The sequence below is a fragment of the Aeromonas sp. 600527 genome (assembly GCF_049175415.1).
Classification (GTDB): Bacteria; Pseudomonadota; Gammaproteobacteria; order Enterobacterales; family Aeromonadaceae; genus Aeromonas; species Aeromonas veronii_A.
Map to the genome: position 1 here is coordinate 55,669 of NZ_JAAKVA010000019.1, position 23,984 is coordinate 79,652.

Genomic DNA, 23,984 nt, shown 5'->3' on the forward strand with positions numbered 1-23,984 from the left:
GTATAGCCCTGAGTTTGCGAGGTTTTCGAGCGGTTGTAAATGGGGATGAACAGTCGGCACCCGGGCGGGTGCCAACCGGAGGAATAACTTAACCGCGGCCTTCGGCGATGGCAGCAACGGCAGCCAGCTCGGCGGCTTCCTGCTCTTGCTGTTCGTAGCGGTCCTGGGTGTCCATCACTTGATTGTTCACCAGACCCAGCTCGATCTCACGCAGGGCGATCACAGTCGGCTTGTCGTTCTCTTCGTCGACCAGGGGATCTTTGCCTTGTACCGCGATTTGACGAGCGCGGCGCGCGGCGACCAGCACCAGGTCAAAACGGTTACCTACCTGTTTTACAGCATCTTCTACAGTAACGCGTGCCATGCAGGACTCCAGTGTTTGGGCTTTCTGTATTTAGAAAAGCAGTGTTTAAAAATGACGCAAAAGTTTACTTGTTTTTGGCTTACTCTGCCAGTAGCTGTTGCAGCAAGTTTTTTTGAGCCTGTTGCTGGTGACGCATCTCCAGCCGTTGGCACTCAATAATGGACCTGAGCTGGAACAGCGCCTGCTCGAAGTCTTCATTGATAATGACATAGTCATACTCGTCGTAGTGCACCATTTCGGCAATGGCTTTCGCCATCCGGCCGGCAATCACTTCGGCGCTGTCCTGACCGCGCCCAATCAGGCGGCGTTCCAGCTCTTCGCGGCTGGGGGGCAGGATGAAAATGGATTTGGTCGGCATCTGCTCGCGGATCTGGCGGGCACCTTGCCAGTCGATGTCGAGGAATACGTCGATCCCCTTGGCCAGACAGGCTTCGATGGCGGCGCGTGAGGTGCCGTAGTAGTTGCCGAACACTTCGGCCCACTCCAGAAAATCACCGCGTTCGATCAGCGCCTTGAACTCTTCCACCTGGACGAAGTGGTAGTGGACGCCGTGCTCTTCGCCCGGGCGGGTGGCGCGAGTGGTGTGGGAAACCGACAGCTGCATCTTGCCAGCTTGATTGTGGTTGGTCAGCAAGGCATTGAGCAGACTGGATTTACCCGCGCCGCTCGGAGAGGAGATGATATAGAGAGTGCCTTGTTGCGCCATATTATTACCTTTAATCGAAACCGCTGTTTTGGTTGTAGCAGAGACCGCCGTCTTGTGCCCGAAAGGGAGACAGCCAAACGCAAAACGCGGAAAACTCTTGAGTCAGGAGGATGTAAAGGCGGCGAATTTTACCAGAATGCGGCGAATAAAAAAACGGCCGGAATCATATTCCAGCCGATCAAAGTATTCGTAGCTTGCTGCGGGAGCGTAACCCACATCAGCCTGCATTGTGCCTTTGGCTGAGGGCAGAGGCTATCAGGTTATCCCTGCCTGATGGCTCGGAATTCCCGAGGTGCCCTGTCATTACGGCAGCTGACGATCTGCACAGAGGTGGTCGAAGGCGGCGATCACCTGCTCGCTGGTGATTTTTCGCATGGCCTCCGGATCCTTGAGGCGGGTGCGCCAGCTCAATTCGGCCAGCGGCTTGCCGGTCTCCTGCTCGACCAGCTCCTGATAGACGCTGACCACGTAGTCGCGGCAGAGATATGGGCCTGTACGCGCCGGATTGTGGTGAGCATAGAGGCCGATCACCGGCGTGCCGACAATGGTGGCCATATGGGTTGGGCCGGTATCGGGGGCCAGTACCAGACTCGCCTCGCCAATCAGCGCCAGCAGCTGCTTGAGGTTGGTCTGCCCCACCAGATCGACCGGCTTGCTCTGGCTGAGTTGCCGGATCTCGGCGGCCAGATCCCGCTCCAGTTTGGCAGGCCCGCCACATAGATAGACCTGAAAGCCCTTGTTGGCGGCGTGATCTGCCAGCGCGGCATAGCCTGCGGCAGTCCAGTTCTTGAACGCCTTGCTGGCGGCTGCGCAGATAAGCAGAGTCGGTTTACCGCCAATCTTCTCCTTTGCCCACGCCTGATGTTCGGCGCTGATGGGCAGTTGCCAGTCCGGGGTCAGATCCTTGATGCCGAGCTCTTTGGCGAAAGCGAGGAAACCGTCCAGCACGTGGGGGGAGGCAGGCGAAGGCACTTTGTGGTTGGTGAACAGCCACTGGCCGTCGTTGGCCCGTTCCCGATCAAACCCGAGTCTGACCTTGGCCTTGATGCCGAGGGTGGCGATGCTGGCTCGCATCGCTGCCTGCAGGTGGAGCAGGGCATCGAAATTGCGCCCCTTGAGGGTCTGCCAGAGATCGCGATAGCCGCGCCATCCCTTGCTCTTGTCGAAGGGGATCACCTCGACGCCGGGCAGATCGGCAAACAGGGTTGCCTCGATTTTGCCGGTGATCCAGGTGATGCGGGTCTGTGGCCACTCCCGCTGGATGACGCGCACCAGCGCCAGTGCGTGGCAGCAATCCCCGATGGCGGAGAGCCGCAGGATACAGATGGAGGAGGGGGGCGTTTGAAATAGCGGCATGTTGTGGCGCACGGCTGGCAAAAAGGGTGGATGGCATTATGCAAACTCCCCTCTGGATTGTAAAATTGCGCACAATCGTCAGCCAGGATAGGCCGGGCCCAGCGCCATGACCTGTTTCTGCACGTCGTTGATTAAAGGCCACTATTGCGGGCATGCCAGAGCGGCAGCCTCATCGCCAATTGAAAAATTGCGATCCATGACCCACCGAGCGGGATCTCCACGATGCGAGTACAGACCGAACACAACCAGATCTGCTGGTATGCCGAAGGGGCCTTTCGCGACCCTTCTCCCCAGTTATTCGATCCTGCCTGGTGGCAGAACAACCGTCAGGTGGTGGGGACCTCCATCGGACGGGGAGTGACCTGGTTCGTCAAGGATGAGTCCCGCCATCTGGTGCTGCGCCACTACTATCGTGGCGGCATGGTGGGCAAGGTGGTGCGGGATCGTTTCTGGTTTGAAGGGGTCGAGTCGAGCCGCGCCATGGCCGAATACACCCTGCTGGCCAAGCTGTGCGAGCTGGGGCTGCCGGTGCCACGTCCGTTTGGTGCCCGCATGGTCAAACAGGGCCCATTCTATCGTGCCGATATCCTGATCGAGCGAATTCGCGGTGCCAAGGATATGGTGGCGCTGCTCAAGCAGGGGCCGGTGGCGACCGAGGTGTGGCACAAGATAGGCCAGACGGTGCGCCAGCTGCACGATGCCGGGGTCTATCACGCCGATCTCAACAGCCACAACCTGCTGCTCGATAAAGAGGGCAAGGTGTGGGTGATCGATTTTGACAAGGGTGCGATCCGTTCCCCCGGCGAATGGCAGAAGGCCAATCTGGAACGCTTGCTTCGTTCATTCAATAAAGAGTCTCAACTGCATACCAGTTTCCACTTCGTACCGGAGAACTGGCAGACCTTGATGAACGGGTATCAGGGAAAAGCGCTCTGACCCTGTTGCTCGGCGTGAACGCCAATGTTACTTATTGAGCAGGTATTCAGATCCTGTTTCGAGGCGCCCCATGGAAATGCTCAAGACACCTTTGGTCGATGTGACTGCCCGGCTTGATCCGGGTCTGCTGTCTGATGCCATGGCGCTGCTGGAGGCGGGGATCTGGACTTGGTCAGCCCAACATGGACTACAGCGTGATCCCTCCTGCCTGCGATTGCTGGGATTGGGAGAGAGCTGGCCGGATGATCTCGGCTGGCTGGATCGGGTTCACCCCGACGATGTTGCCCGGCTGGAAGATGCCCTGCTCGCCTGTCAGAGTGGCCGCAGCAGTGGTCTGCGCCTCGAATACCGCATTCTTCACCACCACGGCCACTACATCCGGCTGGAAGAGCGGATGCGTCGTGACGAGCGGGGTCATCTATTTGGCGTGGTGCGCCATCTCGATCCCGCCGTGGTGCTGGTGGAAGAGCGGCACGGCACCGATCCGCTGACCGGTCTGGAGAGTCGTGGCCGTTTCGAGCAACTGCTGGAGGAGCGGCTGGCGACCGAGAGCGGGACTTTCAGCCTGCTGCAGTTCTCGGTCGATCACATGGCCAAAATCCAGCAACTGTTTGGCGAAGCAGCTTGCGATGCCATGCTGGCCAAGTTGGCGCGTATCGTGCGCCACGAGCTGCGGCGGGAAGATCCCTTCGCCCGCTGGGATCAGGATGGTTTTATCCTGATGCTCTCCCAGACCGAGCGGATGAGTGCGCTGGAGATCGCCGAGCGGCTGCGCCTTGAGATTGCCGATGCCAGCCTGTTGTCACAGCGGCCGGTCACCGTCAGCATCGGTCTGGTGCAGAGCCAGACCGGCGAGCAGCTCGATCATCTGCTGGCCCGGCTGGCCACCTGTCACGGTCAGGCCAGACGGGAGCACAACACCGTCGTCGGCTGAGTGCGGTCAGGGTTGGCCGCTTTTGTCACGCTGGCAGACCCAGAGCGAGGCCAGCATCAGCAGGCCGCCGATGGTTAGCCGGGTCAGGTCGGTATCCTTGCCCCAGAGCAGCAGGTTGACCAGCAAGCCGGCCGGAATGAGCGCATTGTTCATGATGGCCAGCACCCCGCTGGTGACCAGTGTCGCCCCCTTGTTCCAGAGGAAGTAGCCTAGGCCGGAGGCACCCACCCCCAGCCAGAGCAGAATACCCCATTGTAACCCTGATGTTGGATATTGCGGCTTGCCCAGCAACCACCAGGCGGGCAGGGCGATCACCAGCGCCCCCAGATAGAAGCAGCCGAACACCGCCAGTTGCGGCGGTTGCTCCGCCTCCCTTGCCAGCAGTACCTTGTAGCCCACTTGACCCAGGGCGAAACAGAGGTTGGCCCCCTGCACCACCATAAATCCCAGCACATAGCTTTCGGTCAGGCCGTCGAAGCGGATGACGGCAGCCCCGAGCACCGCCAGCAGGGCGCCCCACAGATAGGTGGGCTTGAAGCGCCCTTCCAGCAGGTCGTGGAGCAGGGTGACGTAGATGGGGGTGAAGATGGTAAAGACCAGCACTTCCGGCACCGTCAGCAGCAGGAAGGAGTGGTAGTAGAAGAGATACATGATGCCGAGCTGGATGGCGCCCAGCGCCATCAGCTTGGCCGCCAGATCGGGGCGCAGCCAGCGGCGGCGCAGGAAGGGGAGAAACACCAGACTGGCGAGGGCAATGCGGGTCAGCACCGAGAAGTAGGCATCCACCTGACCGGCGAGGTAGACCCCGATCAGGCTGAAGGAGAATGACCAGAGCAGGGTGACCCCTATCAAGTAGTTCATATGTTTGATTTATCGTCAGTTGTCAATTTTAAGGGGGCTATGATGGCTGAGATGGAAGCGGCAATCCAGCGTTTATGGGGGCGATTGCCACAGGTCGGAGCATTTTCCTTTACCGCCAGCAATGGCGAGGGGTCGGCGACCGACTGGAATGGTCGGGGCGAGGGGCGTGTGCAGGTGGCCGATCATCAGGGAGGCTGGCTGTTTAACGAGCAGGGCCGTTACATCACGCCTCATGGAAGGGAACTCGCCATGCACAACCGCTTCTGGTGGCAGCGTAGCGAGCGGGGGATCCGTCTCTCCCATTTGCGTTATGAGGCGCCGGTCGAACTGTTCGAGCTGCTGCCGCAGGGGGATGGCCGCTGGCTGACCGCCGAGCCCCATCTGTGCGGGGAGGATCACTACAGCGCCGAGTTGACCGAGATCGACGGCGGTTTTCTGCTGAGCTGGCAGATCACCGGGCCGCGCAAGAATGAGCGACTCAGCTATCGCTATCTGATCTGACGCCGGCTGGCAGGCATAAAAAAACCGGCGCAGAGCACCGGTAGCGGGGGACAAATCGGAGGTTTTTTAAAACAGTCCCAAAAACAGGAGAGATAGACTCTCGTCACACATTCAGAGATGGACTTCAGGCATTCAGGGCATAGCTAAGCATGGCTTGCAGCTTGCTATCGAAGAACCAGGGCAGCAGTACCATCAGCAGGCCCAGGATCCCGGCCAGTCGCTGGCGATATTGCCAGCCGGCAATCAGTACCAGACCACCGCACAGTGTGGTCAGGATGCCTGACATAGGGAGACCTCGCGCTGCATGCGACGCTGTTGCGCCCACTGGTTCATGGCTACCGAGCCGAGGATCAGTGCCAGAGCAACACCTGTAGTGGGGTGGATCTGCTCGCCGAGGAACAGGGCACCCAGCACCACGCCGAACAGCGGTACCAGATAGTTGCTGAAGGAGGCGAACGTCGGGCCAGCCTTCTGGATCAGCGCCATGTAGAGGAAGTAGACCAGACCGGTACAGAGGGTACCCAGTACAGTGATCGCGCTCAGGGCCTGGGTGCTCGGCAGGGTCAGGCTGCCGAGATCAACCATGAATGGGGCGACCAGTAGCAACTGGATTGCCGAGGAGATCAGGATATTGCGGGCGACCACGACCGGATGGTCCTTGGCAAAGCGCTTGATCATCAGCAGGCCGATGGCGAAGCAGCTGGCACCCAGCAGGATGGCGATGGCACCGAGCAGGCCGGCGTTCATGCCCTGGGAGAGTTTCGGCCAGAACAGGGTGAGTACACCGGCAAAGCCGATGATCACGGAAAGCAGACCGGTTTTGGTGATTCTTTCACCAGAAATAAACAGCGGTGCAGCCAGAATGGTCACAAACGGGATACAACCCATGACCACGGCAGCGATGGCGCTATCCACATACTGTTGGCCCCAGGCGACCATGATGAAGGGGATGGTGGCATCCAGCAGGGCGATCAGCATATAGGTGCGCCACGGGGTGTGCTCACTCTTGAGCCGCATTAACAGGCAGAGCAGACCCAGGGTCAGGCTGCCGCACAGGGCACGACCGGCAGCCACCAGAATGGGGGGCAACTCGGCGACGGCCTGGTGCATGAAAATGAACTGGGAACCCCACAGCAGGCCAATGGCCAGCAATAACAGATAGCTACGCATTTGAATCTCCGATGTATTAAGCCAGCGCATTCTAGGCAATCTGTTACTATGGTAAAAATGAATTGTTGGCATTTAACTATGGCTAATATCGATGGATAGCTCGCTCGCCCGTCTCGACCTCAATCTGCTCGCCGTATTCGACATGCTGATGCAGGAGCGCAACGTCACCCGTGCCGCCGAACGGCTGCATCTCTCCCAATCCACCGTCAGTCACGCCTTGGGGCGGCTGCGGGTGGCGCTGGATGACCCGCTGTTCGTGATGAGTCGGCGCGAGATGATGCCGACCGAGCGGGCCAAGGCGCTGGCCGGGCCGGTTCGCCAGGCGCTGGCGATGCTGGAGCAGGGATTGCGGCAGGCCAAGGGGTTTGATCCCGCCACCGCGCGGCGGATTTTCCGTATCGCCACCCCAGGCTCGGTGGAGCATGGGTTGGTGCCGGTGCTGGTGGAGAGGCTCCATCGGCAGGCCCCTCACTGTCGGCTTGAGGTGTGCGAGCTGGCGGACAGCAACTACGAACGGGAGCTGGAGAAGGGGGAGCTGGATCTGGTGATCGGTTTTGCCGGGGCGAATCACCTCTCACCGCGCTTGTGGCGGGAGGAGTGGTTCAACAACCCGCTGGTCTGCCTGTCGCCGCTCGGCAGCGAGTTGCCCGATGTGCTGACCCCGGTCGAGCTGGTGAGCCGTCCCCACATCCACACCTCCAGCTGGGGCCACAGTCAGGCGATGGTGGAGCTCTGGCTGGCCCGCTTCGGGGTGGAGCGGGAGTTGGGCGTGCGGTTGCCGAGCTTTATGGCGGTGCCGCCGTTGATGGCGACCGGCCGTTATCTGGTGGTGGTGCCCGAGATGATCGGGCGCCACTTCTGCCGCTACTACCCGCTGCGGATGCACCAGCTCGACCCCGCCATCCCCATCGTCTACCTGATGGCGGGGCACCCGCTCACCGCCCACGACGAGGCGATCGGCTGGTTCAAGAGCCTGCTGCATCAGCTGGTGTTCGACTTCTACGGCGACGATGCGCTCGGGACCCCCGCTCAGCGGATGCTGGCGAAGTAGTCGAGCCCCATGGCGCTTTTCACCTCCGCCAATACCTCATCTGTGATGATGCGAGCCTGCTCGGTGCCTTGATAGAGCAGCTCCAGCAGCATCTTCTTGTCGGCAATGGCCGCGGCACGGCGCTCCCGCATCGGGGCGAGCAGGGTTTGCAGGCAGTCGTTGAGCACCTGCTTGCATCGCATGTCCCCCAGTCCGCCGCACCGGTAGTGCGCCTTCATCTCGGCGACCAGCTCCTTGTCGGGATGGAAGGCATCGAGATAGGCGAACACCGTATTTCCCTCCACCTGACCCGGATCGCTCACCTTGAGGTGGTTGGGGTCGGTATACATGGCGAACACTGCCTGTTTGACCTCTTCCGCCGACATGCCGAGCTCTATGGTGTTGCCGAGGGATTTGGACATCTTGGCCTTGCCGTCGATGCCGGGCAGGCGGCCGGTGTCACTCAGGATCGGTTGGCATTCGGTCAGCACCTCTTTGCCTACCAGAGAGTTGAAGCGGCGGACGATCTCGTTGGTCTGCTCCAGCATTGGCAGCTGATCTTCCCCGACCGGCACATGGCTGGCGCGAAAGGCGGTGATGTCGGCGGCCTGACTGACCGGATAAACCAGAAAACCGGCCGGCAGCGTGCGTTCGAACCCTTTCTGCTGGATCTCCGCCTTGACGGTGGGGTTGCGCTCCAGCCGGGCGACGCTGACCAGATTGAGGTAGTAGCAGGTGAGTTCGGCGAGAGCGGGCAGGGCGCTCTGCAAACAGAAGGTGGTCTTGGCCGGGTCGAGACCGACCGCCAGATAGTCGGCCATCACCTCCAGCACGTTGTCGGTCACCTTGGCCGGGTTGTGGCCGTTGTCGGTCAGCGCCTGCAAGTCGGCGATCATCACGAATTGACGGTAGTGGTGCTGGGCTTCGACGCGCTGGCGCAGGGAGCCGACATAGTGGCCGATGTGCAGTTTGCCAGTGGGACGATCGCCAGTCAGGATTACAGGGTTGTGCATGTCACTCTCTCCAGTTGGGTGAGCCGGGAGGCGACAAAGGGATATAAACAGTTGACCGCCTCTCGGCGGTCACGGTGTTTTCTTTGGGTAATTTACAATAGAAACGCGGTGCCGCCTGTTTAGGAGCAGAACCACCAGTAGTTGTGATTGAATGCGGTTATGTTCATAGCAAATCACACTACGCCTGTTTGATCACTTCTGCAAGGGAACGACCAGCAGATCGCAGGGCACCGTATTCATCAGCTGGCGCGCACTCGAGGTGAGCAGGCTCCAGAAGCTCTGGCGATGGCCGCACACCAGCAGATCGATCTCGTACTCCTTGACCGCCTGATTGACCCGCTCGCTCAGATCGCCGCAGATCACCAGCTTCTTCTCGATGGGGTAGTCCACCGAGGCTAGGAAAGCTTCCAGCTTCTCTTTCGCTTCGGCGATCACCTGATCCTGCACGTTGTCGATGTCGATATCGATCATCTCGGTGTAGAGATCCTTGAGGTCCACATCGACATGGATAACCGACAGCTTGGCGCCGTTGGAGCGGGCTCTGTCCACCGCCTTGTCGATCACCTTGCGGTTGTCTTCAGAGAGGTCGATCGCGGCCAGAATATGCTTGTAATAGGTTGTTCCACTCATGGGGGTTCTCCTTACCGATCCTGCAGCCCACTATACCAATCTCTGCTGAAACTAAAATGGTGCCTCAGGCACAGTTTTGGGATTTAAATGAGTTTAATGACGTGTGACACAGGGTCAGCCACTCAGTTATTAACCACTATTTGCCTATAAATTAAACAAGAGTTTGACGCCGGTCACACCCCTCGGCTTGCCGATCAGGGGGGAGAGGCATAGGATGGGCCCGTGCTTCGCAATGAACACAAAACAACAAAAAGCATCTGAATACCGCTTTGGGGAGCCACGTGCTCCCTTTTGTTTATCCGCCTCATTTCCCGCTGCTTTTCTGACTGATAGCGATCCGGCATCAAGTTAATCTCCTTCGATTTGGTTATGCTGTAGCCAGTTTCTTTGGAGGCCTTCACATGATCATTCATCCCCAGATTCAAGGTTGTGTTGCCCGCAACTGTCATCCCATCGGCTGCCGCGCCGCCGTGCAGCTGCAGATCGAACGCATCAAGGCCGCTGGTCCGTTCAACGGCCCCAAGCGGGTGCTGGTGCTGGGGGCCTCCTCCGGGTTCGGGCTGGCGTCGCGCATTGCGCTCGCCTTCGGAGCCGGTGCCGACACCATCGGCATCTCGTTTGAGCGCGGCCCTTCCGACAAGGGATTAGGCAGCGCCGGTTGGTACAACAACATCTGGTTTCGCAACGCGGCAGAGCAGGAGGGACGTATCGCCATCAACCTGATTGGTGATGCCTTCTCCGACGGGATGCGCCAGCAGGCCATCGATACCATCCGTCAGCAGCTGGGGCAGGTGGATCTGGTGATCTATTCGCTGGCGAGCGGCATCCGGGTGCTGCCCGACGGCACGCAAGTGCGCTCGGTGCTCAAGACCACCGGCCAGCCGTTCAGCGGTTGGGGGTTGGATCTGGAGCGCGATACCCTGGTGCAGCAGTCGCTGGCGCCCGCCACGCCAGAGGAGATCCGCGACACCGTCACCGTGATGGGGGGCGAGGATTGGCAGCTCTGGATGCAGGCGTTGCAGCAGGCCGATTGTCTCGCCCCCGGCGCGCAAACAGTGGCCTACTCCTATATCGGCCCCGAATCCACCTATCCCCTCTATCGGGACGGCACCATCGGTTATGCCAAGGAGCATCTGCACGCCACCGCCGAGACCATCAACCTGCAGCTGGCCGAGATTGGTGGTCACGCCTGGGTGTCGGTCTGCAAGGCGCTGGTGACCAAGGCGAGCGCCTATATCCCGGTGCTGCCGGTTTATCTCGGCTTGTTGATGGGGGTGATGAAGGAGCGCGGTGTGCACGAAGGCTGCATCGAGCAGATGCAGCGACTGTTCGCCGCCAAGATGTACGGGCCCAATGGGGTGGTGGCCGATGGCAACCGTCTGATCCGGATGGATGACCACGAACTCGACCCGGCCATTCAGGCCGCTGTCTCGGCGCTCTGGCCCAAGGTGACGCCGGACAATTTCCACGTGCTGGGGGACTTTGCCGGGCTGCGGCAGGATTTCATGCAGCTCAACGGCTTCGAGCTGCCGGGCGTCGATTATGCTGCGCCGGTGGATGTCGCCTCCCTTGGCGAGCTGACCCCCTGAGCTGAAAGAAACGGGATCTCCCTCTCGTTGGCGGGTTGATTCGCGGCGGGAGTGTGGCGACAATCGATACCAAATCACTGAGGAGAAACAAGATGCTGGCCCAAGCCATGATCGAGAAGTTGAACGAGCAGATTAACCTGGAGTTCTACTCCTCCAATCTCTATCTGCAGATGAGCGCCTGGTGCGAAGACAAGGGCTTTGAAGGGGCGGCGACCTTCCTGCGCCAGCACGCGGTCGAGGAGCGCCAGCACATGGAGCGTCTGTTCACCTATGTGAGCGAGACCGGCGCCATGCCCAAGCTGGGTGCCATCGATGCCCCTCCCCACGAGTTCAAGTCGCTGGGCGACGTGTTCCGTACCACCCTGGAGCACGAGTACCACATCACCAAGTGCATCAATGGTCTGGCTCACGTGGCCTTCACCACCCAGGACTACTCCACCTTCAACTTCCTGCAGTGGTATGTGGCCGAGCAGCATGAAGAGGAGAAGCTGTTCAAGAGCATCGTCGACCGTCTGGGTCTGGTGGGTGAAGATGGCAAAGGCCTCTACTTCATCGACAAGGAGCTGGCCGAATTGGCCAAGGGCGCCCCTGCCAGCATCATGGACAGCAACGCCTGATAGTCGTGGACACTTAGTGCTCAGCCAGTACAATAACGGCCCTTTTAAGGGCCGTTGTTTATTCTGGTGGGCAGCCACTATGGTTGTGTTCCGCCAGAGGTAATCACGGTTCTGGCCAGGTGCCGTTTCTATTTTGATAAGTGAGTGATGATGAAGCAGGTCGATGTGGTGGTGATCGGGGCCGGTGCGGCCGGATTGATGTGTGCGGCGCAGGCGGGCTACCGTGGCCGCTCCGTGCTGGTGCTCGATAACGCCAAGAAACCGGGCCGCAAGATCCTCATCAGTGGCGGTGGCCGCTGCAACTTCACCAACCATCAGGCTGGCGCTCACGCCTACCTGTCGGAGAATCCTCACTTCAGCAAGTCGGCGCTGGCTCGCTATACCCAGCAGGATTTCATCGATCTGGTGGACCGCCACGGGGTCAACTATCACGAGCGCACCCTGGGGCAGCTGTTCTGCCTCGAGAGTGCCAAGGATATCGTCGATGTGCTGCTCACTGAGTGCGACTGGGCCGGGGTGACCCTGCAGTTCCAGACCGAGATCCTCACCGTCAGCAAACAGGATGAAGGCTTTGTGTTGACGACCAGCAAGGGTGAGATCGGCTGCCACTCGCTGGTGGTGGCGACCGGCGGTCTCTCCATGCCCAAGCTGGGCGCGACCCCGTATGGCTTCAAGCTGGCGGAGCAGTTCGGTCTCAAGGTGCTGCCGACCCGTGCCGGTCTGGTGCCCTTTACCCTCCATCAGGCGGAGAAAGAGGCCTTTGCCGATCTGGCGGGCATCAGCCTGCCGGTAGCGGTGACCGCCGAGGATGGCACCCGCTTCAAGGAGGCGATGCTGTTCACCCATCGCGGCCTCTCCGGCCCCGTCATCCTGCAGATCTCCTCCTACTGGCATGCCGGCGAGAAGATCCACATCAACCTGCTGCCGGAGCTGGATATTCCGGCTGCCCTGCGTGAATGGGCGCAGGCGCACCCGGCGCAGGAGCTGAAAACCGTGCTGGGACGCGAGTTGCCCAAGCGTTTCGTCGACAAGCTGGTGGAGCTGGGCCAGCTGGTCAGCAAGCCGATGCGCCAATACAACGAGCGGGAACTTGAGGCGCTCGCCAACCTGCTGTGTGACTGGCAGATCCTGCCCAACGGCACCGAGGGGTATCGCACCGCAGAAGTGACCCTGGGTGGCGTCGATACCAACGAGCTCTCCTCCAAGACCATGGAAGCGCGCAAGGTGCCCGGCCTCTACTTCATCGGTGAAGTGGTGGATGTGACCGGCTGGCTCGGTGGCTACAACTTCCAGTGGGCCTGGTCTTCCGGCTGGGTGGCCGGTCAGTACTGCTAATTCGGACATATCCCCTGTTGGAGAGCCCAAGAGAACATTATGTATAAGTGTGGTTCTTCATTGCCGACATACTGGAGGTCGAGTATGTCGGCCTGGGGCTGTGCCTACAGTTATCTGTTCATGATTACGTGTTACCGCATTCCCTAGAAAATTCCTGTAAGGTATATAAAATCATATACAATGTAGTTCAACAGAACGTTGAGATTAAATAAAATCATGACAAAGCAATATAAGTATAACGACACGTTCACATTTGAACCTGAGACATACAGAATTATTCTTGACGAGAAAGAAATAAAGCTCAGTCAAAAAGAAACCGTATTGCTGGAAGTGCTTTGTGATAATAGTCTGCGAGTTGTTGAAAGAAAAAAAATACTTGATGATATTTGGGGTGAAACAGAAAGCAGGGATATTAGTCTCAACAAAACAATTCTTCTACTACGTAGGAAGTTTGAGTCTATCGGGATTTTCAATTCCATAGAAACAATTCCTCGTGTGGGTTACATTTTCAAGTTGGAGGTTGAACTTGGTCATGGTGATGAATTGTCACACCGTACGGAGGTGATCACAAAGACTGAGGAATCCGATGATGTTGATGCAAACGAGGAACAAAGACTCTTTGATCGCGGTCGACTTGATAAATATATATTAATGTTCTTTGTTTTTATTGTTACTATCATTTCAGCTATTACATCATATTATATTTTGACAGAAAAAGATGAGATTTCATTAGAATTTAGAAAGCTTGAAAAGATAAAGGAATTAGCAACACCAAGTGTTAATCGTATTGTTATGTATACAGAGGATATTCGTTCCCCTGACGAGTATAAATATATTGAAAAGTTGATAAAAAAAGACCGAAACTTTTATGCTCTTGCATCAAAAGATGCATTCTCATATTTGGACTTTAATATAAAAGATAATATAGTTTGGCAAAAAACATTTTTAATGGATAAGCGGCTGGACATAAAGAAACAGCTGGAATGCATTGCTCAGAATATTAATCTTGAAGCTGTTTCACCGATCAATGTACACGATATTCCTGGGATGGGATTTGTGCGTTTGAGATTCTATCGCCCATGCCAGATTAAAGCAGACTATATCGGTTATATGTTGATCAAAACTACCGGCATTGATAATGATAATGTTGAACAAGCCGCATGGGCTCAAGATTTGATGTTTAACGATGCAAAGCAAAACATGGTGTTTGAAATAAAAAAGATTTCTCGCGTGCATTTTTATGAGAATGGTTTGAGACATCTTGAGAATAAGTCATTGAAGGTCAAATCGATACAGCAAGATATTTTGCAAGTCGATCCTCAAATTTATACCATTTTTGATCAATTTACACAGGATGATGCTTATTTGCGCACAATTAAGATAAAAAATGAGATTGTTCATGTAACCAGTCTTTTTGGTGGGGTTTTATTTTATACAAAAGTATTCAATGGTAAAAATAGTTAGTGCTTTAAGAAAGTTGAGAGTCTCATAAATATGGATGATTACTTGTCGCCAGATAGAGAAATGACTGATACATTGTTTTGTAAATAGAATTATCGGTAATGAGATGTTAATAAAGTCAGAATAAGAATGCTTGTTTTTATATGGAGTTATAAGTAAAAGCTAATATATAAAGCGTATGTGTCAAGTTACAATCTGATATCAGCGTCAAAGTGATATCAAATTATAACTTAACCTTTACTTTATATGTAACGAGCCGAAGCAGCACTTCCAAATTTTCTGGGCATTTAATCTACCGTAAATACAATTATTCCCGCACCTCGATGTAAACCTAGAGTATTCACGCCTGAAAATAGGCATTTAGCGATCACTTTTTTCCGCATTCCATATTGCACTGTTAACTTATGAGGTTTATTTGGACCAGAACCTAAATCAAGATTACAATAACCTCCACCATCTAAAACCAATTGACCTTTTTCATCGGTTAATTTAATTGTGCCTGAGGTTGTATTCGTACACTCTAAGTAACTTTCTGCACTTGCAGACATATTTTTAAATTCGCTTGCTGTACCTTTTTCATTTATGGAAATGTTAGGGCCAAATTTACAACTCTCAGCTGGTTTATAACCTGATACGCAATTTGATATTGGTCCAGGATATGAGGCTGATTGTACTGTATCTCTTCCATAAAAAAGACATAAATCAGGGCCTGATTTAAGTCTACGACTACCGATAGTATCATATAAGGGTCTCTGAAGTACGCCATTATTTCGCCAGCAAGAAATAACCTTTCCTAACGTTTTATTTTCATTGGAATTTACACAGCTTCGCCATGACTCTGAGTTAATGCCACCGGCATCATATGATTTATACCCATCAAGTTGTTTGTTTGGCCATGACCTTTCAACTAACCAAGCTAATATGGAACAATCACCCCATTTCTTACCAGCACATAAATTAGGCGTGAGATCATTATTATCTCCCCCAATAATTACCGCTTTCATATATGGATCGCCTTTCGTTGTAAGTCCTGGAGCTTCGGTTAAAGAAATGGAAAGGCTAGATGCATAGGTATTTGTTATGCCAAGTAAAAAAACAAACATAACATTTGTTATGAAGCACCAAAAGTAACCAAGGTGTTTTTTAAAATCACTGGTGCTAAATACACCTCGTATTATTTCGAAAAAAAAGACCATATAACCTCAGTATCACATAAATATTAATAAGGTGCTAAAAATTGCTATTAAGAGAGCATGGAGCATGATGCTTAACTTAAGTTTAAGACTTATCCACCACCACATGTAGAAATTTAGTAAGCCACGGGGGATCGTCGAAAATCTCGAGAAGGAACACTGTGGATTCTAATTTTAACTCAGTATCTTTACTCATACTCTAGCTTGAAGTTGGCACTTGTACTAAACGTACCTGATACCAAGCCCGTTTGTCCCGATGGTAGCAATTGCACATAGGTCGCAAAGGTCAGTACGTTGTCACCAGCAGTTAACATCAATGCACGGCTTGCTTTGTTGAGGGGTAATGCCTTTCCCTGATGCTCCAGTCCGATGGCAATCCCTTTGGCGGTACTGTCCCCCATCAGCGCCAGCAAGTCCGGATTGTCTGGCACTCCTTGACCACTGAATGTCACCTTCACACCCTTGGAGATATCGGGGTCACACTCTTCAAGATGAAGCTGAAACTCTCTACTTGGTGTGCGTTTGTCCCTCAATAACTCTTTGTTCACGATATTGCCAAAGTTGACGGTGATGGTTTCATCACCGGGGCGCAGCGAACAGGCTTGATTGACTACCTCTGCGACAACATTAATCATCAAGTTATCACTCCCCGCCTGAGCTTGAGACGGGAGAAGCATGCCCTGCAATGTGATCAATATGAACCACAGGTAACGAACACCTGAGTGGGCCGCGCGCGGAGAAGAGCCTGGCGACATATTTATCTCTCTATTTTGCATCTTGAGCGGGCAACAAATGGCAGATCCCGGTGCAGCGGTAGCTCAGGGTTCGACGGCCGCCGTAGTCATCCACATAGGTAAAAGTGGGTTGCTGGCCAAGCTGGGCCACACCAAGATTGACCATGGCACTGCTATTGGGGGCAATCATGACTGGCTCAAATCCCGTAGTACTACCCGCATTGAGTGTGCGGGCCCCATCCACAATGGAGATGTAGTAAGGGGTCGGATTGGTCAACTGGTATTTTCCTCCTACCGCTTGCAGGGTAACTTTTTCTTGCCACGGCGCTTGGTTGCTGCCCGGCTCAACCAGCAGAGTTGCGGGGCGGTAGAAGAACTTGATCCGGGTTTGCAGTGCAAGCTGCAGGGTGTTTGGCTTGTCGCTGCGAGGGGGAATCTCCCGCAAGTTGAAGTAGAACAAGCTCTCTTTATCCTGGGGCAGCAGAGCGACAGCGGGTAATGCTTGCACCTTGACCAGGCTCTCCATACCCGGCTCCAGCCGCTGAACCGGTGGCAACAGGGTGAACGGACTATTTATCTTGTTGCCATTGGCATCTTCCAGCCAGGCCTGGGCCAGGTAAGGCAGTGTTTTGTTGTTATTGTGGATCGTCAGGCTCATTGAATTGGCTCCCGCCGGGTAGATCACCCGGGTACGATCCAATGAGACGGCAGCCTGAACCTGGCTGGCGACCATGGCCAACAGCAGCGGCAGAGTGAACAACAGTTTCTTGGTCATATCGGTTTATCTCAATCTGGTTATACAAAATCGATCACTGACAAGTCAGTCTCGCCGTCGTGTTGACTTCTGGTAGCGGTGAAGGCAAATAAAAGCGGCAATGCTGCTCGCTGCCCCAGCGAACCTCCACAGGACTTCCTTCATGCAGGCCTGCGAGATAGGCCATGCCATCATCACCGACCATCCCCAATTGTTGCCCCTTGTCATTGACGACTTCTGCGGCGAATGGAACTGGGCTGCCATCTGCTTTGACCAGCTCAAACATGCGCTTGCCGCCTGACAACATATCGAAGTGACGATAACCTATAGCTCCTTCGGTCAGTGTCCCCATGGCAACAGGTGTTCCAATTGGTTCAATGTCATCACTCAATTGATCGATGTCGATGCTGGTCCGTTGACGATAGTAGCTGGATATATCGGCTACAACCGCCTTGCCATTTTGATTCGTGAAAGTGACTGGCCCGCCGGTGTGTACAGGCACACCGCTGGCCCCGTCAGTATCTACCATGATACGACTGCCCCCCATCATGCCTACCCGGTGCATGGCAATCCCCTCTTTGGTCGCAGTAATTCCGCCATTGATGGAGAGTCCTGCGGCTGTTGAACTACCTGCCTGGTGACTAACGTTGGCCATCAGGGTGGTTTTGTCGCCAGTGTGGGTATAGAAACCGCTGGCGCTTTCACCTGCTGGCGAGGTTGAGGCCGTGACTGAGTAACTGTTACGGTCATCCACCCGGTTGAAGAGGCTGATATTGTTGGTGGTTTTGCCCCCCATGGTTGAGGCGCTGTAACTCACATGTTTGTTCAGCCCAAAGGGAATCGACAGTGTGAAGTACATGCCATTATCAGTCTGACGGCCCTGCTCGTTGTGATAGGTGGTGAGCGAGGTCGCCAGGCCACGCCACTCCATTACATCAAAATAGTGAGACAGAGAGAGGCTGATACGCTCACTATCTGTCTGGGACCAGTAAGACTGATGGGTGTAATCGATATATGCTCCCAGCTGAGCTGCTTTGAATTGCTTGCTTAGCCTCACGTTATAAAGTTCTCTGGAGCCGCCCCTGTATGGTTGGCCAATCTTGCGGGCGGCCATAAAGTCATTCATGTTCATAAAATCCCGCTCCGAGAAGCGGTAACCGGCAAACGCCACTTGGCTGTCATACTCTTCGAAGTTCTTTGAATAGTTGATTCGATAAGAGCTGCCAGTTTTTGAGCCCTCTGCCAACTGGGCACGAGATTCAGTGATATCGAAAGAGATAGCACCTAATTGCAGCAAATCACGTCCAACCCCGACAGAGAGTGCATCGTAACCCTCACTGAGCAGAGCCCCTCCCAACAGTGACCATCCATTGCTCACGCCCCAAGAGAATTCACTGCTGGCAAAGGCCGGTCCATCCAAGCGATGGGGTTGACTGCTGATCTTGCCACTATTGAACTTGTAGCGTATCGAGCCTGGTCGGGAGAGATAGGGGATGCGAGAGGTGTTGACCTGAAAAGTCTGCACCGATCCATCCTGCTCCTCTACTCTGACATCCAGGGTGCCGCTGACTGCGCTGCTCAAATCCTGAATACGAAATGGCCCGGAAGCCACCTGCGTTTCATAAATAACGCGCCCTTGCTGACTAATCACCACCTTGGCGTTGGTCTTGGCAATACCTACCACTTCCGGGGCGTAGCCACGCAAGTCGGGGGGCAACATGTTGTCATCGTTAACTACAGAGGCGCCTGTATACAGAAAGCTATCGAACATGGAGTTACCCAGATCGAGTTCGCCCATCGTCAACTTGGCGCTGAGTTCGGGTAAGGCGCGATAGGCATACACACGACTGACATCCAGCTCACTTTGGGAGCCTGCTTGCTCTTTGTTACGCTCATAACGACCCTGCCAGTCAGCCCGCAGCCGCCAGGCCCCCATATTGACACCTGCCACACCATAGGCACTGACATTGGTTGTGTCACCATTACCATGGGTCGAATGGTTCTCTTGCAGATTGATGCCATAATCGAGCAGGGCACCATTGACCCCTTCATCCCAACGTGACGGGGGATCCCAGGAGTCACTCACATAATCCCGATATGCTTGAGGGACAGAAATGAGAAGCGTGTCTTTGCTGATATCGCCCTTGATCACTATTCCTTCGAGTACGTCAGGATTAAGGCAAGAGCCACTCTTCCCACTAGTCAGCAGACGTTCCAGATCGTGATTTTTAAGGCCCAATTCATTGGCCAGCGCAACGGTCAAACACAGCTGTGAGCTGTTGCTGGAGGTTGCTTGAAACTTGACGTTACGCTCGCCAATAAAGGCATCGTTTACCACCATTTGCATGGAGTATTCACCGGGTACAATATAACCCGCCTGTTTAAAAGCACCTGATTCAATGCTTTCTTTATCTTTAACATCCAACAGGTCAGTATTGAACTCAATATCACCTGCGTGAGAACTTTTTGCCACACTCATAAAAATGAAAAAAATGGCCAACGATAATAAAGATTTTTCCATAGATTTCAATTTATAAGGTAAACAAAAGGAAACGCGCCTCCCTGCGCGTAATTACTGGATAAATGTTTGATTAAATTTAAATATTTACTGGTAGGTCATGATAAAGTCAGTGGTTGCACTAAATTCACCCGGGATTGCTTTTCCGCCGTCACCCGCTTTGATATTGCTTACCAACTTGGCACCAAATTTCAGGTGGTTGTCACCCTCAACCAGAGTGGCAGCCTTGGTCGGGGTGCCCAAAACAACTTCAGAGCCATCCAGTTGGCTAATCATGGCGATAGCCGCACCTTTTGCGAAACCATTAATGGCTAAATGTTTTTTCTCAGTATCATCAGGAATGCCGTTGAAGGTAATCGCGGCAGTTTTGGCGGTATCAAGAGAGCAGCCTTCAAGATGAATATCGAACGGACGCAGAGGACCCTCACCTTGATGCTCGAGTACACTGTTGGAGATTTGTCCCATATTAATTGTTTGATCTACGCTTTCCGGGGCGATAGAGCAGGGGGCATCTACAATCGCACCAATAAATTTGATCACGCCATGGCCTTGATCAGTTGCTGCTGGAGTTGCACTATTTTCAGCATAACTGGCGCCAGAGAATACAGCTAGCAATACAGAAGCTACAATTGCCTTTTTCATATTTTACCTTTTTAATCTGAATTGAGAGTTTCATTATTGACAAGACTAAGGTTGTCAGAAATGAAACAAGTTTTGAGAAAAAAATAAATTTTTATTAGAAGATTTATTGTTGTGTCACGTCATCAGAGACATGTTGATGACTGATTTTGGTGGTTATTTAATCACCGGGGTTGATGGTTTTCAAAATATTTAAAAATACAAAAAATATCAATAAAAACATGGTGTTGTCTTTTGCCTGTGATGTTGAAAAGGAGGGTTGGAAGTCATGGTATTTTATGTAATTTAATATATTTTGTTTTTTTGTTGTATTCTTTCTACCCCTTTAGGGTTGGCATGCAAAGTGCCTGGAGATTCATGATGGTGACTGGCATGTTGGTTTGAACTTGTGATTTTTTTGATAAAGCGAGGAAAATAACAACTTATTTGCACTGATGTATTTTATGTTGTTTTTAGATCTTTTATATTAAATTGCTTTCTGAAGTCGGTCACTCATTTAAATTGGTGGTGTTTAGTAAGCGTATAGCAATCAGGGTGATTAAAAATTCAGTGGGTTTTATTTTTACTGGTGCGTGCATCACGCCTATCATTTTATAGGCGGTAAATGATGTTTTTGCTCCAAAAAGTTAGCTTGGTATCAAGGGTACCAATCTCACAGATAGCAAAATAAAGTGGCAAGTTTTCAATGATGAGTAGAGAAATTAAGATTGTCTACTTGAGTAGACTATTTCCTATGTTAAATAAATCATCAATGATTTTTGAAAGGATGTTTTTGAGGCTGGGATTCAGAGATGGCTTTTGAATATATTCAGTTTTGCACTGTACAGGTGATTATCTCTAAAAGTATGGTTGATAGAGGATTTTGTTGTGCGTGGAGCTTGGATGACGGATGCCATTACATTAACCGTGAGCTGTTTTTTTAGCTGGCAAGTTAGTAGCCAGTAACTTGTGCTGACTCGTTATCCATAGACATGGTTTCGTTTTATTCGTACGGTTAGGCCACTTTCATCCTGTTTCGAAATCAGTACATTGCCAGCAAATAGGATATGATCCGGAGTACTCTTGGTTGATGCAGGAATACATTTGTGCTTGAAAATCAGATGATGCTGCTGGCGGTGTTCGAACGGGCGGCGCTGATGCTGATGACCCTCTTCTTCCTGACCCGCACCCGGCCGTTCCAGCGGCTGTTCCAGAAGCGGGATCACACCCCGGCGGAGCTGGTGCTGGTAGCCTCCATCTTCGGCCTGTTTGCGGTGTTCAGTACCTACACCGGCATTCCGGTAGAGGGGGCGCTGATCAACGTGCGGATCATTGCCATTATCTCCGGCGGCATCCTGTTCGGCCCCTGGGTCGGCATTCCGGCCGGGGTCATCTCCGGTCTGCACCGCTATCTCATCGACATGGATGGCCACACCTCCATCCCTTGCCTTATCGCCAGCATCATCGCCGGTCTGCTCGCCACCTGGCTGCACCTGCGCTGCCGCAAGTCGCGGCTCTGGCTCTACGGCATTCTGGCGGGAATGCTCTGTGAAGGGCTCACCATGCTGCTGATCTGGCTGCTGACTGAGCCCCACGAAGTGGGGGTGGAGATCGTCAACCACATCGCCTATCCGATGATCGCCGGGGCGCTCTGCATCGGCCTTATCATCAAGCTGGTGCAGGATCTGGATGACGAGAAGGAGCTGATTGCCGCCAAGCAGGCCAAGTTGGCGCTCGATATCGCCAACAAGACGCTGCCTTTCTTCCAGAACATCGATCGCCACTCCCTCAGTCAGGTGTGCGATGTGATCCGGCGAGACATCAGCGCCGATGCGGTGGCCATCACAGATACCCATGACGTGCTGGCTTATGTCGGGGTGGGCAAGGACTATTACGAGCTGGATGAGCACCACGCCATCAGCGGCATGACCCAGCAGGCGGTGCTGCTCGACCAGATCATCATCAACAACGATTTGCGCCAGTATCACCTCTCCGATTTCCACTCGGTCATCATTATTCCGCTGCGAGAAAACGGCTCGGTGAGCGGCACCCTCAAGATCTACTATCGCCGCACCCACAGCATCACCAGCTCCCTGCGGGAGATGGCGGTGGGCCTTTCCCAGCTCATCTCCACCCAGATGGAGGTGTCGCGCATCGAGCAACTCAAGGAGATGACCCGCAAGGCGGAGTTCACCGCACTGCAGAGCAAGATCAACCCGCACTTTCTGTTCAATGCCCTCAACGCCATCTCGTCGCTGATCCGCATCCGGCCCCAGCAGGCGCGCCAGCTCATTGCCAATCTGGCGGACTACCTGCGCTACAACCTCAACAAGGGGGATGAGCTTATCGACATTCAGGAGGAGCTGCAGCAGGTGCGCGACTACGTGGCCATCGAGCAGGCCCGCTTTGGCGACAAGCTGGAGGTGGTGTTCGAGGTGGACGATGTGCACATCCAGGTGCCGAGCCTGTTGTTGCAGCCGCTGGTGGAAAACGCCATCCTGCACGGCATCCAGCCCCGCAGCGCGCCGGGTCGGGTCACTATCGAGGTGAAACAGCTGGCGGGCGGCATCCGGGTATCGGTACGAGACACAGGTTACGGCATCAGTCAGGCTGTAATCGACGGGGTGGCCGCCGGTCGGGTGGAGAGCCGCAGCATCGGCCTGATGAACGTGCATCAGCGGGTCAAGCTGCTCTATGGCGACGGCCTGCACCTCAAGCGGCTGGAGCCGGGTACCGAAGTGAGTTTCTATCTGCCGGATCAGGAGTCGATGCCATGCTGAGAGCCATCATGGTTGAGGATAAGTGTGTGCCGCGAGAGGTGTTGTCATGCTGAAAGCCATTATTGTCGAAGATGAGTATCTGGCCCGCGAGGAGCTGATCTATCTGGTGAATCAGCACAGCCAGATCGAGATAGTTGCGAGTTTCGAGGACGGGCTGGAGGCGTTCAAATACCTGCAGGATCACGAGGTGGACGTGGTGTTTCTGGATATCCAGATCCCCTCCATCGACGGCTTGCTGCTGGCCAAGAACCTGCACAAGTCGAGCCATCCGCCTCACATCGTCTTCGTCACCGCCTACAAGGAGTTCGCGGTGGAGGCATTCGAGCTGGAGGCGTTCGATTACATCCTCAAGCCCTACAACGAGCCGCGCCTCATCAGCCTGCTGCAAAAGCTGGAGCAGGCAGGCAAGTCGCAGGCGGGGCAGGGGAGCGAGCCGGGGGCTGCGCAGAATCGCACCGTCAATCTGGTGAAGGGGGAGCGCATCATCGTCACCCCCTGCGAGCAGATCTACTACGCGGAAGCCGACGAGAAGCTTACCTATGTCTACACCCGCGATGACCGCTACGTGATGACCATGACCATCAGCGAGTTTGTCAGCCGGCTGCCTGCCGAGGGGTTCTTCCGTTGCCACCGCTCCTACTGCGTCAACATTAACAAGATCCGCGAAATAGTCCCCTGGTTTAACAGCACCTATCTCATCCGGCTCCATGATCTGCCGTTCGAGGTGCCGGTCAGTCGCAGCAACATCAAGGCGTTCCGTCAGCTGATGCGGCTCTGATTGTCATTCATTCCCGCCGATCTGCATTTCATGCCTTAATCGATCGGCGCGAACTGCGTCTTGCCTATAGTGGCCTCAATTTCCTTAAGGCCATCGACCGAGACGC

At 54.3% G+C, this 23,984-nt stretch carries 23 protein-coding genes; 10 read left to right on the forward strand and 13 right to left on the reverse strand.

The annotated features are described in order from the left end of the window. Positions 1-88 precede the first annotated feature (88 nt). From rpoZ to G5154_RS18650, 3 genes are all read right to left on the reverse strand, one after another. Entirely contained in the window at positions 89-364 is a 276-nt protein-coding gene (rpoZ, locus tag G5154_RS18640; protein WP_005307060.1) for a DNA-directed RNA polymerase subunit omega, read from the reverse strand. 79 nt (positions 365-443) lie between these two features. Then, positions 444-1,070, reverse strand: a complete 627-nt coding sequence (gene gmk, locus G5154_RS18645; RefSeq protein WP_005339253.1) for a guanylate kinase — start codon at positions 1,068-1,070, stop codon at positions 444-446. Between the two features lie 303 nt (positions 1,071-1,373). Further along, a complete protein-coding gene (locus G5154_RS18650; RefSeq protein ID WP_421251499.1) occupies positions 1,374-2,426 on the reverse strand; it encodes a glycosyltransferase family 9 protein in 1,053 nt (350 codons plus the stop codon). A gap of 222 nt (positions 2,427-2,648) precedes the next feature. Between G5154_RS18650 and G5154_RS18655 the strand changes: the two genes are divergently transcribed. After that, on the forward strand, positions 2,649-3,362 hold the full coding sequence (locus tag G5154_RS18655) for a 3-deoxy-D-manno-octulosonic acid kinase (protein WP_005339249.1): 714 nt from the start codon (positions 2,649-2,651) through the stop codon (positions 3,360-3,362). A gap of 70 nt (positions 3,363-3,432) precedes the next feature. Next, positions 3,433-4,296, forward strand: coding sequence for a GGDEF domain-containing protein (locus G5154_RS18660; RefSeq protein WP_421251500.1), 864 nt, complete (start codon positions 3,433-3,435; stop codon positions 4,294-4,296). Positions 4,297-4,302: 6 nt separating this feature from the next. Here G5154_RS18660 and G5154_RS18665 read toward each other — a convergent pair whose 3' ends face one another. Continuing rightward, positions 4,303-5,157 carry a carboxylate/amino acid/amine transporter gene (locus G5154_RS18665; protein WP_151286414.1) on the reverse strand — a complete coding sequence of 285 codons (855 nt, stop codon included), beginning with the start codon at positions 5,155-5,157 and terminating at the stop codon, positions 4,303-4,305. A gap of 39 nt (positions 5,158-5,196) precedes the next feature. Here G5154_RS18665 and G5154_RS18670 point away from each other — a divergent pair, with 39 nt between their 5' ends. After that, a complete protein-coding gene (locus G5154_RS18670; protein WP_421251501.1) occupies positions 5,197-5,658 on the forward strand; it encodes a DUF6314 family protein in 462 nt (153 codons plus the stop codon). 124 nt (positions 5,659-5,782) lie between these two features. On the opposite strand, the gene G5154_RS18675 is transcribed toward G5154_RS18670, so the two are convergent. After that, complete coding sequence (locus G5154_RS18675; RefSeq protein ID WP_005339236.1) at positions 5,783-5,944, reverse strand: hypothetical protein; 162 nt, start codon at positions 5,942-5,944, stop codon at positions 5,783-5,785. After that, complete coding sequence (locus G5154_RS18680) at positions 5,929-6,828, reverse strand: DMT family transporter (RefSeq protein WP_421251502.1); 900 nt, start codon at positions 6,826-6,828, stop codon at positions 5,929-5,931. Before G5154_RS18680 ends, G5154_RS18675 begins: the two co-directional genes overlap by 16 nt. Positions 6,829-6,919: 91 nt before the next feature. On the opposite strand from G5154_RS18680, the gene G5154_RS18685 reads away from it, so the two are divergent. Beyond that, positions 6,920-7,879 (forward strand): LysR substrate-binding domain-containing protein, encoded by a 960-nt coding sequence (locus tag G5154_RS18685; protein ID WP_421263977.1) that lies wholly within the window; start codon positions 6,920-6,922, stop codon positions 7,877-7,879. On the opposite strand, the gene trpS is transcribed toward G5154_RS18685, so the two are convergent. Continuing rightward, positions 7,858-8,871 carry a tryptophan--tRNA ligase gene (gene trpS / locus G5154_RS18690; RefSeq protein WP_421251504.1) on the reverse strand — a complete coding sequence of 338 codons (1,014 nt, stop codon included), beginning with the start codon at positions 8,869-8,871 and terminating at the stop codon, positions 7,858-7,860. The two genes, G5154_RS18685 and trpS, sit on opposite strands and share 22 nt — an antisense overlap. A 192-nt stretch (positions 8,872-9,063) precedes the next feature. Continuing rightward, positions 9,064-9,501: a universal stress protein gene (locus G5154_RS18695; RefSeq protein WP_005339229.1), complete on the reverse strand. Its 438-nt coding sequence runs from the start codon at positions 9,499-9,501 to the stop codon at positions 9,064-9,066. A gap of 401 nt (positions 9,502-9,902) precedes the next feature. Here G5154_RS18695 and fabV point away from each other — a divergent pair, with 401 nt between their 5' ends. The 4 genes from fabV to G5154_RS18715 all read left to right on the forward strand — a co-directional run bounded on the left by fabV (position 9,903) and on the right by G5154_RS18715 (position 14,506). Then, positions 9,903-11,090, forward strand: a complete 1,188-nt coding sequence (gene fabV, locus G5154_RS18700; RefSeq protein ID WP_421251505.1) for an enoyl-ACP reductase FabV — start codon at positions 9,903-9,905, stop codon at positions 11,088-11,090. Between the two features lie 92 nt (positions 11,091-11,182). After that, positions 11,183-11,707: a non-heme ferritin gene (gene ftnA / locus G5154_RS18705; protein ID WP_005339225.1), complete on the forward strand. Its 525-nt coding sequence runs from the start codon at positions 11,183-11,185 to the stop codon at positions 11,705-11,707. Between the two features lie 150 nt (positions 11,708-11,857). Then, positions 11,858-13,042, forward strand: a complete 1,185-nt coding sequence (locus G5154_RS18710; RefSeq protein ID WP_421251506.1) for an NAD(P)/FAD-dependent oxidoreductase — start codon at positions 11,858-11,860, stop codon at positions 13,040-13,042. Positions 13,043-13,258: 216 nt separating this feature from the next. Further along, on the forward strand, positions 13,259-14,506 hold the full coding sequence (locus G5154_RS18715; protein ID WP_216979779.1) for a winged helix-turn-helix domain-containing protein: 1,248 nt from the start codon (positions 13,259-13,261) through the stop codon (positions 14,504-14,506). Between the two features lie 284 nt (positions 14,507-14,790). Here G5154_RS18715 and G5154_RS18720 read toward each other — a convergent pair whose 3' ends face one another. The 5 genes from G5154_RS18720 to G5154_RS18740 form a co-directional block, all read right to left on the reverse strand. Next, entirely contained in the window at positions 14,791-15,699 is a 909-nt protein-coding gene (locus tag G5154_RS18720; RefSeq protein WP_421263978.1) for a hypothetical protein, read from the reverse strand. Positions 15,700-15,884: 185 nt separating this feature from the next. Next, a complete protein-coding gene (locus tag G5154_RS18725; protein WP_421251512.1) occupies positions 15,885-16,331 on the reverse strand; it encodes a fimbrial protein in 447 nt (148 codons plus the stop codon). A gap of 130 nt (positions 16,332-16,461) precedes the next feature. After that, complete coding sequence (locus tag G5154_RS18730) at positions 16,462-17,205, reverse strand: fimbria/pilus periplasmic chaperone (RefSeq protein ID WP_421244779.1); 744 nt, start codon at positions 17,203-17,205, stop codon at positions 16,462-16,464. 34 nt (positions 17,206-17,239) lie between these two features. Beyond that, complete coding sequence (locus G5154_RS18735) at positions 17,240-19,705, reverse strand: fimbria/pilus outer membrane usher protein (RefSeq protein ID WP_421251508.1); 2,466 nt, start codon at positions 19,703-19,705, stop codon at positions 17,240-17,242. An 84-nt stretch (positions 19,706-19,789) separates the two neighbouring features. After that, a complete protein-coding gene (locus G5154_RS18740; protein WP_005342239.1) occupies positions 19,790-20,344 on the reverse strand; it encodes a fimbrial protein in 555 nt (184 codons plus the stop codon). A 1,082-nt stretch (positions 20,345-21,426) separates the two neighbouring features. On the opposite strand from G5154_RS18740, the gene G5154_RS18745 reads away from it, so the two are divergent. Both G5154_RS18745 and G5154_RS18750 read left to right on the forward strand, forming a co-directional pair. Further along, positions 21,427-23,100 (forward strand): sensor histidine kinase, encoded by a 1,674-nt coding sequence (locus G5154_RS18745; RefSeq protein WP_005339222.1) that lies wholly within the window; start codon positions 21,427-21,429, stop codon positions 23,098-23,100. 46 nt (positions 23,101-23,146) lie between these two features. Continuing rightward, complete coding sequence (locus G5154_RS18750; RefSeq protein ID WP_033115292.1) at positions 23,147-23,878, forward strand: LytR/AlgR family response regulator transcription factor; 732 nt, start codon at positions 23,147-23,149, stop codon at positions 23,876-23,878. Positions 23,879-23,984: the final 106 nt, after the last annotated feature.

Coding starts and splice junctions, on each gene's coding strand:
- gmk (WP_005339253.1), bottom strand. CDS start 1,070: ATGGCGCAACAAGGCACTCTCTATATCATCTCCTCTCCGAGCGGCGCG.
- rpoZ (WP_005307060.1), bottom strand. CDS start 364: ATGGCACGCGTTACTGTAGAAGATGCTGTAAAACAGGTAGGTAACCGT.
- G5154_RS18695 (WP_005339229.1), bottom strand. CDS start 9,501: ATGAGTGGAACAACCTATTACAAGCATATTCTGGCCGCGATCGACCTC.
- G5154_RS18725 (WP_421251512.1), bottom strand. CDS start 16,331: ATGATTAATGTTGTCGCAGAGGTAGTCAATCAAGCCTGTTCGCTGCGC.
- G5154_RS18710 (WP_421251506.1), top strand. CDS start 11,858: ATGAAGCAGGTCGATGTGGTGGTGATCGGGGCCGGTGCGGCCGGATTG.
- G5154_RS18720 (WP_421263978.1), bottom strand. CDS start 15,699: ATGGTCTTTTTTTTCGAAATAATACGAGGTGTATTTAGCACCAGTGAT.
- G5154_RS18735 (WP_421251508.1), bottom strand. CDS start 19,705: ATGGAAAAATCTTTATTATCGTTGGCCATTTTTTTCATTTTTATGAGT.
- ftnA (WP_005339225.1), top strand. CDS start 11,183: ATGCTGGCCCAAGCCATGATCGAGAAGTTGAACGAGCAGATTAACCTG.
- G5154_RS18670 (WP_421251501.1), top strand. CDS start 5,197: ATGATGGCTGAGATGGAAGCGGCAATCCAGCGTTTATGGGGGCGATTG.
- G5154_RS18680 (WP_421251502.1), bottom strand. CDS start 6,828: ATGCGTAGCTATCTGTTATTGCTGGCCATTGGCCTGCTGTGGGGTTCC.
- G5154_RS18730 (WP_421244779.1), bottom strand. CDS start 17,205: ATGACCAAGAAACTGTTGTTCACTCTGCCGCTGCTGTTGGCCATGGTC.
- G5154_RS18675 (WP_005339236.1), bottom strand. CDS start 5,944: ATGTCAGGCATCCTGACCACACTGTGCGGTGGTCTGGTACTGATTGCC.
- G5154_RS18660 (WP_421251500.1), top strand. CDS start 3,433: ATGGAAATGCTCAAGACACCTTTGGTCGATGTGACTGCCCGGCTTGAT.
- G5154_RS18685 (WP_421263977.1), top strand. CDS start 6,920: ATGGATAGCTCGCTCGCCCGTCTCGACCTCAATCTGCTCGCCGTATTC.
- fabV (WP_421251505.1), top strand. CDS start 9,903: ATGATCATTCATCCCCAGATTCAAGGTTGTGTTGCCCGCAACTGTCAT.
- G5154_RS18665 (WP_151286414.1), bottom strand. CDS start 5,157: ATGAACTACTTGATAGGGGTCACCCTGCTCTGGTCATTCTCCTTCAGC.
- G5154_RS18655 (WP_005339249.1), top strand. CDS start 2,649: ATGCGAGTACAGACCGAACACAACCAGATCTGCTGGTATGCCGAAGGG.
- G5154_RS18740 (WP_005342239.1), bottom strand. CDS start 20,344: ATGAAAAAGGCAATTGTAGCTTCTGTATTGCTAGCTGTATTCTCTGGC.
- trpS (WP_421251504.1), bottom strand. CDS start 8,871: ATGCACAACCCTGTAATCCTGACTGGCGATCGTCCCACTGGCAAACTG.
- G5154_RS18750 (WP_033115292.1), top strand. CDS start 23,147: ATGCTGAAAGCCATTATTGTCGAAGATGAGTATCTGGCCCGCGAGGAG.
- G5154_RS18715 (WP_216979779.1), top strand. CDS start 13,259: ATGACAAAGCAATATAAGTATAACGACACGTTCACATTTGAACCTGAG.
- G5154_RS18650 (WP_421251499.1), bottom strand. CDS start 2,426: ATGCCGCTATTTCAAACGCCCCCCTCCTCCATCTGTATCCTGCGGCTC.